The sequence below is a fragment of the Limnohabitans sp. TEGF002 genome (genome assembly GCF_055395845.1).
Genome location: NZ_AP029224.1, coordinates 1190661 through 1206776, shown reverse-complemented (window position 1 = coordinate 1206776; position 16116 = coordinate 1190661). Strand labels below are relative to the sequence as shown.

The window sequence follows — 16116 nt, the reverse complement described above, 5'->3', positions numbered from 1 at the left end:
TTTCCATTGAGCACAAGACATTCATGAACGCCTACCAACCCCGCACCGACGACATGCAGTTTCTGCTGTCCCGCGTCTTGAACGCACCTGCTCAACTGCAATCTCTGCCCGCATTTGCCGAGGTGGACGCGGACCTGATGCAGCAAGTGCTGGATGAAGCGGGCAAGTTTGTGGGTGAAGTGATCGCCCCACTCAACCGCGACGGTGACGAAATCGGTGCCCAATGGAAAGACGGCGCGGTCACCATGCCGCCCGGTTTCAAAGCGGCCTACCAATCCTTTTGGCAGTCGGGCTGGCCTGCGTTGGCCTCCAGCACCGAAGACGGCGGCCAGGGCCTGCCCAGCGTGCTCGAAGCCATGCTCTATGAAATGCTTTCGGCTGCTAACCACGGCTGGACCATGGCACCCGGCCTGTTGCACGGTGCTTACGAGTGCATCAAGCACCACGCCAGCGATGAGCTGAAAGCACAGTATTTAGAGAAAGTGGCCACCGGCGAATGGCTGGCCACCATGTGCCTGACCGAGCCCCACGCCGGCTCTGACTTGGGCTTAGCCCGTACCAAAGCCGTGCCCCTGCCTGACGGGAACTACGCCGTCAGTGGCACCAAAATTTTCATCTCGGGCGGTGAACACGATCTGAGCGACAACATCGTGCACTTGGTGTTGGCACGCCTGCCCGATGCACCACCCGGCCCCAAAGGCCTGTCGCTGTTTTTGGTCCCCAAGTTTTACCCCGACGGCTCCCGCAGCCGTGTGCATTGCGACCGCATCGAAGAAAAAATGGGCCTGCACGGCAGCCCCACCTGCGTGATGCGTTTTGACGAAGCGGTCTCTTCCATAGTGGGCGAGCCCGGTAAGGGCTTGGGCGCGATGTTCGTGATGATGAATGCAGCCCGCCTGCATGTGGCTTTGCAAGGCATTGGCCTGCTGGACGCTGCTTGGCAGAAGGCCGATGCCTATGCACAAGAGCGCCGCCAGATGCGTGCCCCGGGCAAAGGTAAAACCGCCGGAGAAGCCGACCTGATTGGTGAGCACCCCGCCATGCGCCGCATTCTGGATACGCAGCGAGCCTGGGTCGATGCAGGTCGCGTGCTGGCTTACCGCACCGCGCTCGAACTCGATCTGATCAAACACAGTGCCGATGCCAACACCCAAGCCGCCGCACAGCGCTGGTGTGCGCTCGTCACGCCGGTCATGAAATCGGTGTTCACCCATCAGGCCTTTCACGGCGGCAGCGACTGTCTGCAGGTGTTCGGTGGCCACGGCTATGTGCGCGAATGGGGGATTGAGCAAATTGTGCGCGACGCCCGCGTGGCCATGATTTACGAAGGCACCAACGAGATTCAGGCCATTGATCTCTTGGTGCGCAAGGTGCTGGCCGATGGCGGCACCGGCATGAACGCGCTGCTGGACACCATCGCAGCGGACCTGCCCAAGTCAGCCCAAGCCAGCACACCCGCCCAAGCCCGCATCCAGACTCTGCGCGCCGTCACACAGCAAATTGTGCAGGCTGCGCCCAAAGACGCGGCGCTCGCCTACCGCGTGGCCGACGACTATTTGCGTGCCGTGGCGCTGGTGTTGATGGACTGGGCCTGGCTGCGCATCGAAGCAGGTGTGGACGCCGACACGCCCAACGCCGACACCCGCTGGCATGCTCCAGCCCAAGCCCTTCGCAGCTGGGCGCTGCCCGAGTTCCAGATGCGCAGCTTCATCATCGTGCAGCAGTGCGTGGCGGCATAATCGCGCCGAAACCACCGCGCCCACATGCGAACCCAACCGACAACGAAGACTCCTAGGCCAAAGGCCACCGAGACCGGCACATCTCTGCCCGATGCACCGGCCCAGCCCATGAGCGCCAAGACTCGCCGCGAGAGGCCGGCGTCCCCAAAGTCCACGACGCATGCGGTGGACACGGTGGACACGGCTTACCTGCAAACCCTGATGGGCTACAACGCCCGCCGTGCCGCGCTGAGCATCATCGAGCTGTTTCTGGAGCGCCTGGCCCCTTATGGTTTGAAGCCGGTGGATTTTTCGGTCATGTCCACCATCTGTCACAACCCGGGCGTGACCTCGCGCCAGTTGTGCGCCACGCTCAACCTCTTACCCCCCAACCTGGTGGGCCTGATCCAGTCACTGGAGTCACGCGGCCTGATCGAACGCAAACCGCACCCACATGACGGCCGCGCCGTGGGGCTGCACGCCACCCCCAAAGGTCATGACTTGATGGTGCAAGCCGAGCAAACGGCCACCGAGCTGGAAATCGAAAAAACAGCCAAGCTCACGCCGGCCCAGCGCAAAACACTGCTGGCTTTGCTGCAAAAAATTTACCTTTGAAATCTCTGTGCGAAAGTGCGGACTCGGCCTGATCAACCCCTTCTCAACGTCCTGTAGCCCACTCGGCCAGGAAAATGTCAATACGGCGATTTCGGGCCCGGCCTGATTCGGTGCTGTTGTCAGCGATCGGCTCGTGAGAACCGCGTCCATCGATACTCATTCGGCTGCTGTTCACCCCGCGTGACACCAAGTAATCGCGGGCACTTTGCGCCCGGTTCACCGAAAGGGGGTTGTTGACAGCATCGCTGCCCGTGCTGTCTGTATGCCCCACGATCCGCACCTCCATACTGGGTTGTTGGCTCAAGCCTTGTGCAAACTGGTCCAAAATTGGACGTAAATTTGACCGGATTTCAGTTCGACCTGAATCGAACGAGATATCACTGGGAATGCTGAGTTTGAGCTGATTGTCAGCGGTCTGCGTCACCACTGTGCCGGTTCCGGCGGTGGCTTGCTCCATGGCCCGCTTCTTGTCCTCCATGCTTTTGGACCAGACATAGCCGCCCAAGGCGCCCAAGCCAGCCCCAATGGCGGTGGACTTGGTGTCACGGCCCAATATTTGTCCGGCCACTGCACCAATCACGGCTCCTGTACCAGCCCCCTTTTGCTCTGACGTCATCGTTGAACATCCGGTGAGCAAGATGGCCAATGCGCAGGTCAAGGTGCCCACTGATTTGAATGAAGTCATCATGTTCATCTGGAAAATCCTTTCAATCGAGACGAACCACTCTAAGATCAAACTCGGCCCATGAACGTGCTGCAACGCACACATTTGTGCCCCATTTCATCCCCCCTTAACGGCTTCATCAATACGCCTGTTCGCGACAGCCAACCATCGTCAAGTTCTGGCAAGATCAAAAGAACTGATTTGGACACCTCCATCATGAACACCTCTGCATTGCCCCTTCTCTCTGAAAACGCCCTGTTGATCGGCCGACTCTGGCAACCCAACATCGGTCCGATCCTGGTCGCGGTCACGCCAGACAAAGTGCTGGATCTGTCCAGCCTGGCGCTCACCTGCAGCGAGTTGCTTGAACAAGACCATGTGGCAAACCGCGTCAGGCAATGCATCAGCTCAGGTCAGGCCAGCCCTCTGGCCAACACAGCAGCCGTGATGACCAACAGCAACGGAGCATCACGTGACCAAACCAAGCCCTGGTTTTTGGCACCGTGCGACCTGCAAGCGGTCAAGGCAGCAGGCGTGACCTTTGTCGCGAGCATGCTCGAACGCGTGATCGAAGAACAAGCTCGGGGAGACGCCAGCCGCGCGGAAGCCGTGCGCCAGGCGGTGGTGGCGGTCATTGGCGACAACCTGCGCAGCGTGGTGCCTGGCTCGCCCGAATCGGCTCGCCTCAAGGAGGTGTTGCTGGCTCAGGGCATGTGGTCGCAATACTTGGAGGTAGGCATTGGCCCGGACGCTGAAATCTTCACCAAGGCGCAACCCATGAGCGCGGTCGGCCCAGGGGCACTGGTTGGCCTGCACCCGGGCAGCCGGTGGAACAACCCCGAACCCGAAATCGTGCTGGCGGCCAATTCACGCGGCGAAGTGGTCGGTGCCACCTTGGGCAACGACGTGAACCTTCGCGACTTTGAGGGCCGAAGCGCCTTGCTGCTGGGCAAAGCCAAAGACAATAACGCCAGCTGCGCCATCGGCCCCTTCATCCGTCTGTTTGACGACCACTTCAACATTGATGATGTGCGCGAGTGTGATTTGAGCCTGAAAGTGCAAGGTCCCGAGGGCTTTGTGATGCAAGGCAGCAGCGCCCTGAGCCAGATCAGCCGCGACCCACTCGATTTGGTGGGTCAGGCCATGGGCAAGTACCACCAGTACCCGGACGGCATGCTGCTGTTTTTGGGCACCATGTTCGCCCCCACCCAAGACCGCCATGGTCCCGGCCAGGGCTTCACCCATGTGGTCGGCGATGTGGTCAGCATTTCCACCCCGAAGCTGGGCACCTTGGTCAACCAAGTCACCACCTCGGATCAGGCGCCGGCGTGGACCTATGGTGTGGGCGCACTGATGCACGATCTGGCCAAACGCCAAGTAAGTAATTGAAGCTTGGCGGGGCTGGCATAATTTTGAGTTTTCCACACCCCGGAGACCCACCAACGGCACCGGGCACTCTCAAACAGGATGTCCCTCATGAACACCACCCCCTCCGGCCTGCAATACGAAGACACCGTTGTCGGCGAAGGCGAAGTCGCCACAGCGGGCCAAGACGTTACCGTGCACTACACAGGCTGGCTATACAAGGACGGCCAACAAGGCGCCAAGTTCGATTCGAGCCGCGACCGCCGCGACCCCTTCGTATTCGGCTTGGGTGCAGGCATGGTCATCAAGGGCTGGGACGAAGGCGTGGCGGGCATGAAGGTGGGCGGTCAGCGCACCCTGATCATCCCGGCGGAATTGGGCTATGGCGCACGCGGCGCTGGCGGCGTGATCCCGCCCAATGCCACTTTGAAATTTGACGTTGAGTTGTTGGCTGTCGAATAACGCCCAGCGATGGCGTTGACTGTAGCCACCAGGCGACTCACGCCCATCGCGCTCACAGCTTGCGTCTGGATGGGCTTGAGCTCTGCATGGGCCCAAGCACCTCACATTGAACCCATTCCGAGGCCCAAAGCCTTGCCGGTCACGTCAACTCTGGCACGCAGTCTGGCCGCGTGGGATAAGGAGCAAGCTCAATTGGCCAAGGAATGTGCCAAAGACGTGGCGCAAATCAAGGCCCGCGAGAAAAATTCACCCGTCGCAGTGGAGTTCAATCTTCGCTACGAAGTGCTGCTTGATTCTTCGCGAATCTACGCCGTGGCCAGTCTGTTGAACATTTATTGCGGTGGTCCCTATCCTTCATTTGCCGAAAATGCGGTGGTATTTGACCTCACGACCGGCAAGCGATACGACCCGTTGAGGCTTTACGCCATTTCACGCAAAGGTCGCTATGGCGAGGAATTTCGTCCGGCCATTCGCAAAATGATCCGAGAGGCCTTGATCGCAGAGCGAAAGCCGATCAAAAAAGACGACGACTGCATACCCGTACTCCAGCAAGACGACATCCAGTTGATCGAAAAAGACACGATTGGGCTGGGTGTCCAGGGTTTGCACGTGATGTACGCAGGCGCCCATGTGGTCCGGGCCTGCTATGGGAACGTGGTGCTGCCCTATGAGCGCCTCCAGAAATTTCTGAACACCAAAGAAGCCAAAAGAATCCATTGGGTGCACTGAATTTTCAGAGAACCCCTCTTGAAAACAGGGATTGGCACCCCCAACTGCTTTAAATCATTGAAAAACGTCAAAAAATGTCTGAAACTTCCCAACCTATTCCCCAAGGCAACCCCGCCGAAGAGCCGTCAACAGCCGCTGAGTCAGTCCAGTCACTCGACCCTTTGGCCGATGCCCAAGCCGAGCTGGCCAACCTGAAGGCGCAAAACGCCGATCTGGCCGACCAGTACCTGCGCGCCCAGGCGGATGTGCAAAACGCCCGCCGCCGGGCCGACGACGAAATCGCCAAGGCTCGCAAATTTGCCGTGGAGGGTTTTGCAGACAGCCTTCTACCCGTGCTCGACAGCCTGGAAGCAGGTTTAGCCATCCCCAATGTGACGCTTGAGCAAATTCGCGAAGGCTCTGAGGCGACGCTGCGCCAGCTCAAAAGCGCACTGGAGCGCAACAAAGTGGTCGAAATTGCCCCCCCTGCGGGCACCAAGTTCGACCCGCACCACCACCAAGCGATCAGCGTGGTGCCTGCCGAGCAGGAACCCAACACCGTGGTCAGCGTGTTGCAAAAGGGTTATTCCATTGCCGACCGGGTGCTGCGCCCAGCTTTGGTGACGGTGACCGCCCCTAAATAAAACCTTTTTGGCGCAAGGGGACTTGAAAAACGTCCCAGCCGCCTCAACTGCCAAACATTGCACTTTTAACCAATTTCGGAGTATCAAAATGGGAAGAATCATCGGTATTGACTTGGGCACCACCAACTCGTGCGTGGCCATCATGGAAGGCAACACGACCAAAGTGATCGAAAACGCTGAAGGCGCTCGCACCACCCCGTCGATCATTGCGTACCAAGAAGACGGTGAAATCTTGGTCGGCGCATCCGCCAAGCGCCAAGCGGTCACCAACCCACGTAACACTTTGTACGCGGTCAAGCGCCTGATCGGCCGCAAGTTCGCCGAAAAAGAAGTCCAAAAAGACATCGACCTGATGCCTTACACCATCGCCAAAGCCGACAACGGCGACGCCTGGGTGGAAGTGCGCGGCAACAAATTGGCCCCGCCACAGATCAGCGCTGAAATTCTGCGCAAGATGAAGAAAACCGCCGAAGACTACCTCGGCGAAGAAGTGACCGAGGCCGTGATCACGGTGCCCGCTTACTTCAACGACGCACAGCGCCAAGCCACCAAAGACGCTGGTCGCATTGCCGGTTTGGACGTCAAGCGCATCATCAACGAGCCCACTGCTGCAGCCTTGGCTTTTGGCTTGGACAAGCAAGAAAAGGGCGACCGCAAGATCGCCGTGTATGACTTGGGTGGCGGCACATTCGACGTGTCCATCATCGAAATCGCGGACGTGGATGGCGAGAAGCAGTTCGAAGTGTTGTCCACCAACGGCGACACCTTCTTGGGCGGTGAAGACTTTGACCAGCGCATCATTGACCACATCATCACCGAGTTCAAGAAAGAATCCGGCGTGGATCTGGCCAAAGACGTTTTGGCCCTGCAGCGCCTGAAAGAAGCCGCTGAAAAGGCCAAGATCGAGTTGTCCAGCTCTGCGGCCACCGACGTCAATTTGCCGTACATCACGGCCGATGCCACAGGCCCAAAGCACCTGAACATCAAGCTGACCCGCGCCAAGCTGGAGCAGTTGGTGGAAGAGCTGATCGAGCGCACCATCGCCCCTTGCCGCATGGCCATCAAGGACGCGGGCGTGTCGGTCGGCGAGATCGACGACATCATCTTGGTCGGCGGCATGTCCCGCATGCCCAAGGTGCAAGAAAAGGTCAAAGAGTTCTTCGGCAAGGAGCCACGCAAGGACGTGAACCCTGACGAAGCCGTGGCCGTGGGCGCTGCGATTCAAGGTCAAGTGTTGTCTGGCGACCGCACCGACGTGTTGTTGCTCGACGTGACCCCCCTGTCTTTGGGCATCGAGACCATGGGTGGCGTGATGACCAAGATGATCACCAAGAACACGACCATCCCAACCAAGTTTGCACAGACCTTCTCGACTGCCGAAGACAACCAGCCGGCTGTGACGATCAAAGTGTTCCAGGGTGAGCGCGAAATTGCCAGCGGCAACAAGGCGCTGGGCGAGTTCAACCTGGAAGGCATTCCACCCGCAGCTCGCGGCACGCCCCAGATCGAAGTGTCTTTTGACATCGACGCCAACGGCATCTTGCATGTGGGTGCCAAAGACAAAGGCACAGGCAAAGAGAACAAGATCACGATCAAGGCCAACTCCGGTCTGTCCGAAGCCGAAATTCAGCAGATGGTGAAAGACGCTGAGCTGAACGCCGACGAAGACAAGAAAAAGCTGGAACTGGTGCAAGCGCGCAACGCTGGTGAAGCGGCTGTGCACAGCGTGAAAAAGAGCCTGACCGAGCACGGCGACAAAATCGAAGCGGCAGAAAAAGAAGCCATCGAAGCTGCCGCCAAGGAATTGGAAGAAGTTTTGAAGGGCGAAGACAAAGACGCCATCGAAGCCAAAACCGAAGCCCTGATGACCGCCAGCCAAAAGCTGGGCGAAAAGGTCTATGCCGACATGCAAGCGCAGCAAGCCGCTGCGGGTGCTGCCGCCGGCGGTGCAGAAGCCAAGCCACAAGACGACAATGTGGTGGACGCTGAAGTCAAGGAAGTCAAAAAGGGCTAACACCCCACTCTCTGCGGCCTGGCCGCAGTCCCGCCGCGCAAGCTGATTCAGATGCCTGAATCGCCTTCGCGGCGTTCTTGTTCTAACGGTTGGATTTGCCCCATGGCGACAAAACGAGATTTTTACGAAGTGCTGGGCGTTGCCAAAAACGCCTCGGACGAGGACATCAAAAAGGCTTATCGCAAACTGGCGATGAAGTACCACCCTGACCGCAACCAGGGTGAAGACGCCAAAGCGAAAGAAGCCGAGGGCAAATTCAAGGAGGTCAAAGAGGCCTACGAAATGCTGTCGGACGCACAAAAACGCGCGGCTTACGACCAGCACGGCCATGCCGGGGTTGACCCGAATATGCGCGGCGGTGCCGAGGGCTTTGGTGGCTTTGGTGATGCGTTTGGCGACATCTTCGGCGACATTTTTGGCGGCCAGGGACGTGGCGGTCGTGGCGGTGGACGCCAAGTCTTCCGTGGCGCTGACCTGAGCTATGCGATGGAAATCTCGCTCGAAGAAGCGGCCAACGGCAAGGACTCGCAGCTGCGTATCCCCAGCTGGGACGAATGCGACACCTGCCACGGCTCCGGGGCCAAACCGGGCACCAGCGCCAAAGCCTGCGGCACTTGCCACGGCCAAGGCCAAGTGCAAATGCGCCAAGGCTTTTTCAGCGTGCAGCAAACCTGCCCGCACTGCCGAGGCACGGGCAAGATCATCCCCGACCCTTGCGGCACTTGCCACGGGCAAGGCAAGGTCAAGAAACAAAAAACACTGGAAGTCAAAATTCCAGCCGGCATCGACGACGGCATGCGCATTCGCAGCGCGGGCAATGGCGAGCCGGGTACCAATGGCGGGCCACCGGGCGACTTGTTCATCGAGATCCGCCTGAAAAAGCACGACATCTTTGAGCGCGATGGTGACGACTTGCATTGCGCAGTGCCAATCAGCTTTTCCAAAGCGGCATTGGGTGGCGAGATCGAAGTGCCCACGCTGGGCGGCAAAGCGGCCATCGACATCCCCGAAGGCACCCAAACCGGCAAGCAGTTCCGCTTGCGTGGCAAGGGCATCAAGGGCGTGCGAGGCAGCTACCCGGGCGACCTGTATTGCCACATCACGGTGGAAACGCCGGTCAAGCTCACCGAGCACCAGAAAAAGTTGCTCAAGGAGTTTGAGGAGTCGCTCTCCAAAGGCGGTGGCAAACACCAGCCCAGTGGAGAGAGCTGGACCGACAAGCTCAAAGGCTTCTTCGGGGCTTGAATCTGCTTTAACCCGCTTGGCCGTGCGAGAGGAGCTGCGGTGGGTTCCTCATGGCGGGTACGCAAAAATCGTCACCCGCCGCAGCTCCTCTTCCACTTTGGTGGTTGTTTGACTCTGATCAATCTGGAGGCTTGGTTTTCGGCGCAGCATCTCACGCATGAGCGCCACCATCACCTTCCTCGGAGGAGCCGACACCGTCACCGGCTCCAAATACCTGCTCGAACACAACCAGAAACGTTTGCTGGTCGATTGCGGCTTGTTTCAGGGTTACAAACAACTGCGCCTGCGCAACTGGAATCCACTGCCTGCCAACCCCGCGCACATCGATGCCGTGGTGCTGACGCATGCGCACCTAGACCACAGCGGGTACTTGCCTTTGCTGGTCAAAAACGGTTTTCGAGGCCGGGTGCACGCCACTTCGGCCACCTGTGATCTGGCCAGCATCTTGCTACCCGACAGCGGGCACATCCAGGAAGAAGATGCGTTTTTTGCAAACCGACACGGCTTTTCCAAACATGCTCCGGCACTGCCGCTGTACACCAAGCAAGAGGCCATTCAGAGCCTCAAACAATTGCACGCAGAGCATCAAGGTCAGTGGTTTGAGCCGATTCGCGGCTGGAAGGCCCGTTTTCAGCCTGCAGGGCACATTCTGGGTGCGGCCAGTTTGCTGCTTGATGTGGCTGGGCGACGCATCCTCTTTTCTGGCGATTTGGGTCGCCCCGATGACCCGCTCATGAACCCACCCGAGCCGCCGCCACAGGCCGACACGGTCTTGATCGAATCCACTTATGGCGACCGTCAACACCCCAAGGAAAAGTTGTTTGAGGAACTCGGGCCGCTCCTGAAAAAATTGGCTGCGCGCGGCGGCGTTGCCGTGGTGCCGGTGTTTGCCGTGGGGCGGGCGCAGGCTGTGCTGCACACCATTGCGCAGCTCAAGGCTGCAGGAGAGATTCCCAAAGGCCTGCCGATTTTTCTGGACAGCCCGATGGCGATCCACACCACCGCTCTGTTTGAGCGCCACCCCGGGGAACACCGCCTGAACGCACAGGAAGTTCGCAACATGGACCATGTGGCCACCATGCTCGAAACACCGGAGCAGTCCAAATCACTGTTGCACCGGCATGGCCCCATGGTGATCTTGGCGGCCAGCGGCATGGCCACGGGTGGACGTGTGCTGCACCACCTGGCGCAATACGCGGGCGACCACCGCAACATGATCATCTTGACGGGTTATCAGGCACCAGGCACACGCGGGGCAGCCTTGGCCAGTGGCCGCAACACCATCCGCATCCATGCGCAGGATGTGGCGGTGCGGGCAGAAGTGGCACAAATTGAATCGGCCTCGGCCCATGCCGACGCCAACCAGCTGCTGAGTTGGCTGCACAAAATGCCCAGCGCTCCTGGGCAGGTGTATGTGGTGCACGGTGAGCGAGAAGCGTCCGACATGCTGCGCCAGCGCATCGAGCACGAGATCAAATGGCGCGCCCTGGTGCCCGAGCAGGGTTCAGTCTGGCCCCTTTGAAATCACTCAGAGAAAACGGTCGAGCAGCTTGCGCGAATGTTTGTCCATGGCCGCCAAGTCACGGATCATGAACTGCACCCCATTGGCGTCGTTGATCAGCAGCACTGTGCCCGTCAAACGCCGGATGTCTTCTTCACCCTTGAGCAAAAACTGCGTGCTGCCCCGGTCGGTGAGAACCGACCAAGTGCTGGGCGTGGCAAAACTGCTGACATCGGTTAATTGAAGGATCTCGGGCAAAAACTCCCGCTCGTTCAGGGCTTGAATGACCTGCGAATACAAAGCTGGCGCCAGCTGGTTCAGGGCATCGATCCAAAAGATCTCGTGACCATCGGCATCCATCAGCGCCACCCCTTCGTCAGGGGCAGACACCGGATAAGCCCGCAAGGCGGTCACCGAGGTATGGCGTGTGCCATCGGGCATCTGCAGCACCCAGCGGCCAAAGGCATCACGTTGCAAATCAAAGGGGTTCATGCGCTCACCTTCTTGTCCTCGTCGCTGCCACCCAACACCGCCTCAGCCTCGGCCTGCCTCTGCTGCGCTTCGTACAAGCGCCAGTAAGCACCTTGGGCTTCGATGAGCGCATCGTGCGTGCCCTCTTCCACCACCACACCTTTGTCCATGACCACCAGTCGATCGGCTTTGCGTAATGTGGACAAACGGTGCGCGATGGCGATGGTGGTGCGGCCACGAACCAAGTTATCCAGCGCACGCTGAATTTCTTTTTCAGTCTCGGTGTCCACCGCCGAGGTGGCCTCATCCAGAATGAGGATTCGCGGGTTGATCAGCAAGGCTCGGGCGATCGAGATACGCTGTCGCTCGCCCCCCGACAAACCCTGGCCTCGCTCACCCACCAGCGAGTCATAGCCTTGCGGCATGCGCAGGATGAACTCATGGGCATGCGCCGCGCGGGCAGCTGCCACAATTTCTTCGCGGGTCGCCTCAGGCTTGCCATAAGCGATGTTGTCGGCAATCGTGCCAAAGAACAAAAACGGCTCTTGCAGTACCAGGCCAATCTGGCGGCGGTAGTCAGCCACTTTGAGCTGGCGGATGTCTGTGCCATCGAGCTCGATGACGCCATCACACAGGTCATAAAAGCGGCAGATCAGGTTGACCAGCGTGCTCTTGCCCGATCCACTGTGGCCGACCAAACCGATCATCTGGCCTGGTTGGATGTCGAGGTTGAGCTGGCGAATCACCGCGCGGTTGCCATAGCGAAAGCCCGCATCACGCACCGTGATACGGCCTTGCACCTGAGACGGCAAAGCCACAGGGTTCACCGCTTCTGGAACGCTGGAGACGTGATCGAGAATGTCAAAAATCCGCTTGGCCCCCGCTGCTGCTTTTTGGGTGTTCGAGACAATCCGGCTCATGGCATCTAGTCGGCTGTAAAAGCGTCCGATGTAGGCCAAAAATGCGGTCAATACACCGACTGTGATCTGGTCATCCGACACCAGCCAAATGCCAAACCCCCAGACCACCAGCAAGCCAATTTCGGTCATCAGCGTCACGGTGGGCGAGAACAGCGACCAGACGCGGTTGAGCCGGTCGTTGACCTGCAAGTTGTGCTTGTTGGCGTCCTTGAAACGCTGGGCTTCGCGGTCTTCCTGCGCAAAGGCTTTAACCACTCGGATGCCGGGGATGGTGTCGGTCAGCACATTGGTCACCTCGGCCCAGACGCGGTCGATTTTCTCGAATCCGGTACGTAATTTTTCGCGCACCACATGAATCAACCAGCCAATGAAGGGTAGCGGCAACAAAGTCACCAACGCCAAGGTCGGGTTGATGGTGAACAAGATGATGGCCGTCATCAAAATCATCAGCACGTCGGTGGCAAAGTCCAGCAGGTGCAGTGACAAGAACACGTTGATGCGGTCGGTTTCACTGCCGATGCGTGCGATCAAATCACCCGTGCGACGCCCACCAAAATACTCCAGCGAGAGCTTGAGCAAATGTTCATAGGTGGTGGTGCGCAAATCGGAGCCGATACGCTCGGACACCAAGGCCAGGATGTAGGTCTTGGCCCAGCCCAGACCCCAGGCCAGCAGTGCCGAACCGAGCAAACCCAGCAAATAAAGCGATACCAGGCCAGGATCAATGGCCTTGCCGTTTTGGTAGGGGATGAGAATGTCATCCATCAAGGGCATGGTCAGATAAGGCGGCACCAAGGTGGCGGCAGTGGCCGCCAAGGTGAGTAAAAAGCCGGCCAAAAGCGAGCGTTGGTAGGGACGGGCAAAGCGCCAAAGCTTGAACAGTGTCCAAGTCGAAGGGGGGGCCAGATCCTCCCGGCCGCAGCTGGGGCAGTCTTCGTCTTCTTCGCTCATGACCGTCTGACAGACCGGACAGACAGAACCTGACAGCACGCTTTGAAGGGGGTTTCCCTGTTCGGCGTTGCCCCATTGGGCCAATTGGCTTTCGAACTGTGCAACCCATCGGGCCACAGCGGCCTGCAAGCCCAGGGTGAAACGCCACACCGCCAACTGACCTGCGGCATTGCTCATGGTCAAACAGCCCACGCCGGCATGGTCCGTGAGTTTCAGGACCAAACCCGGCTGCAAAGCCCAGCTGGACCAGTTTTTTTCGCCTTCGAGCCGGGATAAGACCCGCCGATCGGTCAAAATGATGGCACTTTTGGCAAATCGTAAGCTGCTGTCAAGGTCAACCTCCAGCCAGGCTGTTGCGTTTTCATCAGGTTGCAGACAAGAATGGACTTCAACCTGCCAAGCGTCAGGCAAAACCTGACGGGATACAGTGGCCAAAGAAGAAGTTGATGTCATTGAAAGATGAACCGGAAGCGACTCGAACGACCAAGGCGGCCGACGAGACAAAAAATACAACCATTGATGTCGCCCACGACTGCACCCGAACTGCCCATGTGTTTACAAAAATCCAGAGCAATCTACCAGCGCCATGATGGGCGGGTCATTGTATAGCCGACCTTTTCACGCATGAACGCCAAAAACATCCAATTTCTGCGCATGACCCATTTGCGCGGGCCCAACATCTGGACCTATCGTCCTGTCATGGAGGCGCTGGTCGACATCGGCGACCTGGAAGACGCCCCATCCAACACCTTGCCAGGCTTCAACGAACGTCTGACGGCCATGTTGCCGGGTCTCATCGAGCACCGCTGCAGCGTCGGTGAACGTGGCGGCTTTTTGCAGCGATTGGCGCAAGGCACTTGGGCAGGTCATGTGCTTGAACACGTGGCACTGGAACTGCAAACCCAGGCCGGTATGCAAACCGGCTTTGGCAAAGCCCGAGAAGCCGGTCCCCGGGGCGTCTACAAAGTTGTCATCCGCACCCGCCATGACGCCGTCAGCCGCAGTGCACTCGAAACCGCGCGCGACCTGATTTTGGCCGCCATTGAAGGCCACCCCTTTGACGTGCAGGCTGAAATCAACCGTCTCAAGCAGATGGTCGACAGCCTGTGCATTGGCCCCAGCACGGCCAGCATCGTGGACGCGGCGGGCGAAAGAGGCATTCCCGCTATCCGTCTGAACGATGGCAACCTGGTGCAACTGGGCCACGGCGCACAACAGCGCAGAATTTGGACAGCTGAAACCGACCGCACCAGCGCCATCGCAGAAGGCATTTCCAAAGACAAGGACCTGACCAAGCAACTGCTCAGCATGTGTGGCGTGCCCGTGCCCTCCGGCCAAATCGTGGACAGCCCAGCTGCTGCCTGGGCTGCTGCGCAGGACATTGGTTTGCCCGTGTGCGTTAAACCTACCGATGGCAACCATGCCCGTGGCGTTTCTCTGGAACTTTCCAAACAAGAGGACATCGAAGCCGCCTACGACATTGCCTTGGCAGAAGGCAGCGAAGTCATAGTAGAAAGCTTCATAAGGGGCGAAGAACACCGCCTGCTGGTGGTCGGCGACCATGTGGCAGCCGCCAACAAAGGAGAAACTGCCAGCGTGGTGGGCGATGGCGTCCACACCGTAGCCGAGCTCATCGAGTTGCAGATCAACTCAGACCCTCGCCGTGGCGAAGAAGAAGACTTTCCACTCGACACCATTCGACTTGACGAGCACACCACTTCGGTGCTGGAACTCAAACGCCAGGGCCTGACGGCCGACAGCGTGCCCGATAAAGGCCGCACCGTATTGATCATGCGCACAGGCAACATGGCCCTCGATGTGACCGATGAAGTTCACCCCGAAGTCGCTGCGCAAGCTGTGTTGGCCGCACGCGTAGTGGGCCTGGACATCGCCGGTGTCGATCTGGTGGCACAAAACATCTCCCAGCCATTGGCCGCTCAAGGGGGTGCCATTGTCGAAGTCAATGCTGGCCCCGGTTTGCTGATGCACCTCAAACCGGCTGTGGGGCAACCCCGTCCAGTGGGCCAAGCGATTGCCAACCATTTGTTCAAGACTGCTGAGACCGGCCGCATTCCGGTGGTGGGCCTGATGGGCGACGGCGACACCACCCGCCCGGCCAGACTGGTCGCTTGGCTGCTGCACCTCAAAGGTCTCTACACAGGCTTGGCCTGTGCGGATGGCTTATTCATGAACCAGCGCCAGCTGCAAAGCCAGGGTGGCATGGATTGGGACAACGCCCAACGTCTTTTGATCAGCCGCTCTGTTCAAACGGCCGTGTTCGAGAGCGATGTTCGGCATCTGTTGGCCGAAGGTTTGCCCTACGACCGCTGCCAGGTCGGCGTCGTCACACGCATGCCCAAGGCCCAAGGTCTGGATAACCTGTATCCAGGCAGTGACGAAAAAATGCCCACTTACGTGCGCACGCAAATCGACGTGGTCTTGCCCCATGGCACCGCTGTTCTCAATGCAGGCGATGCGCAAGTCGCGGAGCTCTCCAGTTACTGCGATGGCAGCGTGATCTTCTATGCCGACGACGAAAACAACACGACACTTGCAACGCACCGGGCCGAAGGCGGCCGCGTGGCATTCTGGCGTGACGGACAACTGGTCCTGAGCGAAGGTCAGCGCGAGTCGTTGGTGCTGTCGGCAAAACGTCCCGCCGTGGCACGTGTGTTGCAAGACGGCAAGCTGAGCACCAACGACATATTGATCGCCGCCAGCGTGGCATGGGCTTTGGACATCAGCACGGACTTGATTCGTGCCGGCGTCAAAAGCTTCGGCCAGAATACCTCTCACTAACACCCGACGAGCCCTTCGGCCTTACCGCATCACTGGAAT

General features: G+C 59.0%; 14 protein-coding genes. 11 read left to right on the top strand and 3 right to left on the bottom strand.

What is annotated here, in order from left to right; all coding sequences use genetic code 11:
* The first annotated feature begins 23 nt into the window (after positions 1-23).
* A complete protein-coding gene (locus tag ACZ5SR_RS06060; RefSeq protein ID WP_464450663.1) occupies positions 24-1739 on the top strand; it encodes an acyl-CoA dehydrogenase family protein in 1716 nt (571 codons plus the stop codon).
* A 108-nt stretch (positions 1740-1847) separates the two neighbouring features.
* Positions 1848-2333 carry a MarR family winged helix-turn-helix transcriptional regulator gene (locus ACZ5SR_RS06055; RefSeq protein WP_464450662.1) on the top strand — a complete coding sequence of 162 codons (486 nt, stop codon included), beginning with the start codon at positions 1848-1850 and terminating at the stop codon, positions 2331-2333.
* Positions 2334-2376: 43 nt separating this feature from the next.
* Here ACZ5SR_RS06055 and ACZ5SR_RS06050 read toward each other — a convergent pair whose 3' ends face one another.
* Positions 2377-3027: a YiaD family glycine zipper/OmpA-like lipoprotein gene (locus tag ACZ5SR_RS06050; RefSeq protein ID WP_464450661.1), complete on the bottom strand. Its 651-nt coding sequence runs from the start codon at positions 3025-3027 to the stop codon at positions 2377-2379.
* A 186-nt stretch (positions 3028-3213) separates the two neighbouring features.
* Between ACZ5SR_RS06050 and ACZ5SR_RS06045 the strand changes: the two genes are divergently transcribed.
* The 7 genes from ACZ5SR_RS06045 to ACZ5SR_RS06015 all read left to right on the top strand — a co-directional run bounded on the left by ACZ5SR_RS06045 (position 3214) and on the right by ACZ5SR_RS06015 (position 10957).
* Complete coding sequence (locus tag ACZ5SR_RS06045; RefSeq protein ID WP_464450660.1) at positions 3214-4386, top strand: fumarylacetoacetate hydrolase family protein; 1173 nt, start codon at positions 3214-3216, stop codon at positions 4384-4386.
* A gap of 87 nt (positions 4387-4473) precedes the next feature.
* Positions 4474-4824 (top strand): FKBP-type peptidyl-prolyl cis-trans isomerase, encoded by a 351-nt coding sequence (locus ACZ5SR_RS06040; RefSeq protein ID WP_464450659.1) that lies wholly within the window; start codon positions 4474-4476, stop codon positions 4822-4824.
* A gap of 9 nt (positions 4825-4833) precedes the next feature.
* Positions 4834-5553, top strand: a complete 720-nt coding sequence (locus tag ACZ5SR_RS06035; RefSeq protein ID WP_464450658.1) for a hypothetical protein — start codon at positions 4834-4836, stop codon at positions 5551-5553.
* 74 nt (positions 5554-5627) lie between these two features.
* Positions 5628-6176, top strand: a complete 549-nt coding sequence (gene grpE / locus ACZ5SR_RS06030; protein ID WP_464450657.1) for a nucleotide exchange factor GrpE — start codon at positions 5628-5630, stop codon at positions 6174-6176.
* An 88-nt stretch (positions 6177-6264) separates the two neighbouring features.
* Positions 6265-8190, top strand: a complete 1926-nt coding sequence (gene dnaK / locus ACZ5SR_RS06025; RefSeq protein ID WP_464450656.1) for a molecular chaperone DnaK — start codon at positions 6265-6267, stop codon at positions 8188-8190.
* Between the two features lie 102 nt (positions 8191-8292).
* Positions 8293-9435, top strand: coding sequence for a molecular chaperone DnaJ (gene dnaJ, locus ACZ5SR_RS06020; protein ID WP_464450655.1), 1143 nt, complete (start codon positions 8293-8295; stop codon positions 9433-9435).
* 157 nt (positions 9436-9592) lie between these two features.
* Positions 9593-10957 carry an MBL fold metallo-hydrolase RNA specificity domain-containing protein gene (locus ACZ5SR_RS06015; protein WP_464450654.1) on the top strand — a complete coding sequence of 455 codons (1365 nt, stop codon included), beginning with the start codon at positions 9593-9595 and terminating at the stop codon, positions 10955-10957.
* Positions 10958-10963: 6 nt separating this feature from the next.
* On the opposite strand, the gene ACZ5SR_RS06010 is transcribed toward ACZ5SR_RS06015, so the two are convergent.
* Together ACZ5SR_RS06010 and ACZ5SR_RS06005 are read right to left on the bottom strand one after the other, a co-directional pair.
* Positions 10964-11428 (bottom strand): cyanophycin metabolism-associated DUF1854 family protein, encoded by a 465-nt coding sequence (locus ACZ5SR_RS06010; protein WP_464450653.1) that lies wholly within the window; start codon positions 11426-11428, stop codon positions 10964-10966.
* Complete coding sequence (locus ACZ5SR_RS06005; RefSeq protein ID WP_464450652.1) at positions 11425-13731, bottom strand: cyanophycin metabolism-associated ABC transporter; 2307 nt, start codon at positions 13729-13731, stop codon at positions 11425-11427. Before ACZ5SR_RS06005 ends, ACZ5SR_RS06010 begins: the two co-directional genes overlap by 4 nt.
* Between ACZ5SR_RS06005 and ACZ5SR_RS06000 the strand changes: the two genes are divergently transcribed.
* Together ACZ5SR_RS06000 and ACZ5SR_RS05995 are read left to right on the top strand one after the other, a co-directional pair.
* Complete coding sequence (locus tag ACZ5SR_RS06000; protein WP_464450651.1) at positions 13725-13868, top strand: hypothetical protein; 144 nt, start codon at positions 13725-13727, stop codon at positions 13866-13868. The two genes, ACZ5SR_RS06005 and ACZ5SR_RS06000, sit on opposite strands and share 7 nt — an antisense overlap.
* A 34-nt stretch (positions 13869-13902) precedes the next feature.
* The gene (locus tag ACZ5SR_RS05995; RefSeq protein ID WP_464450650.1) at positions 13903-16077 is read left to right on the top strand and encodes a cyanophycin synthetase; all 2175 of its coding nucleotides are present in this window, start codon (positions 13903-13905) and stop codon (positions 16075-16077) included.
* The last annotated feature ends 39 nt before the right edge of the window (positions 16078-16116 follow it).

Coding starts and splice junctions, on each gene's coding strand:
- ACZ5SR_RS06060 (WP_464450663.1), top strand. CDS start 24: ATGAACGCCTACCAACCCCGCACCGACGACATGCAGTTTCTGCTGTCC.
- ACZ5SR_RS06055 (WP_464450662.1), top strand. CDS start 1,848: ATGAGCGCCAAGACTCGCCGCGAGAGGCCGGCGTCCCCAAAGTCCACG.
- ACZ5SR_RS06050 (WP_464450661.1), bottom strand. CDS start 3,027: ATGAACATGATGACTTCATTCAAATCAGTGGGCACCTTGACCTGCGCA.
- ACZ5SR_RS06045 (WP_464450660.1), top strand. CDS start 3,214: ATGAACACCTCTGCATTGCCCCTTCTCTCTGAAAACGCCCTGTTGATC.
- ACZ5SR_RS06040 (WP_464450659.1), top strand. CDS start 4,474: ATGAACACCACCCCCTCCGGCCTGCAATACGAAGACACCGTTGTCGGC.
- ACZ5SR_RS06035 (WP_464450658.1), top strand. CDS start 4,834: ATGGCGTTGACTGTAGCCACCAGGCGACTCACGCCCATCGCGCTCACA.
- grpE (WP_464450657.1), top strand. CDS start 5,628: ATGTCTGAAACTTCCCAACCTATTCCCCAAGGCAACCCCGCCGAAGAG.
- dnaK (WP_464450656.1), top strand. CDS start 6,265: ATGGGAAGAATCATCGGTATTGACTTGGGCACCACCAACTCGTGCGTG.
- dnaJ (WP_464450655.1), top strand. CDS start 8,293: ATGGCGACAAAACGAGATTTTTACGAAGTGCTGGGCGTTGCCAAAAAC.
- ACZ5SR_RS06015 (WP_464450654.1), top strand. CDS start 9,593: ATGAGCGCCACCATCACCTTCCTCGGAGGAGCCGACACCGTCACCGGC.
- ACZ5SR_RS06010 (WP_464450653.1), bottom strand. CDS start 11,428: ATGAACCCCTTTGATTTGCAACGTGATGCCTTTGGCCGCTGGGTGCTG.
- ACZ5SR_RS06000 (WP_464450651.1), top strand. CDS start 13,725: ATGTCATTGAAAGATGAACCGGAAGCGACTCGAACGACCAAGGCGGCC.
- ACZ5SR_RS06005 (WP_464450652.1), bottom strand. CDS start 13,731: ATGACATCAACTTCTTCTTTGGCCACTGTATCCCGTCAGGTTTTGCCT.
- ACZ5SR_RS05995 (WP_464450650.1), top strand. CDS start 13,903: ATGAACGCCAAAAACATCCAATTTCTGCGCATGACCCATTTGCGCGGG.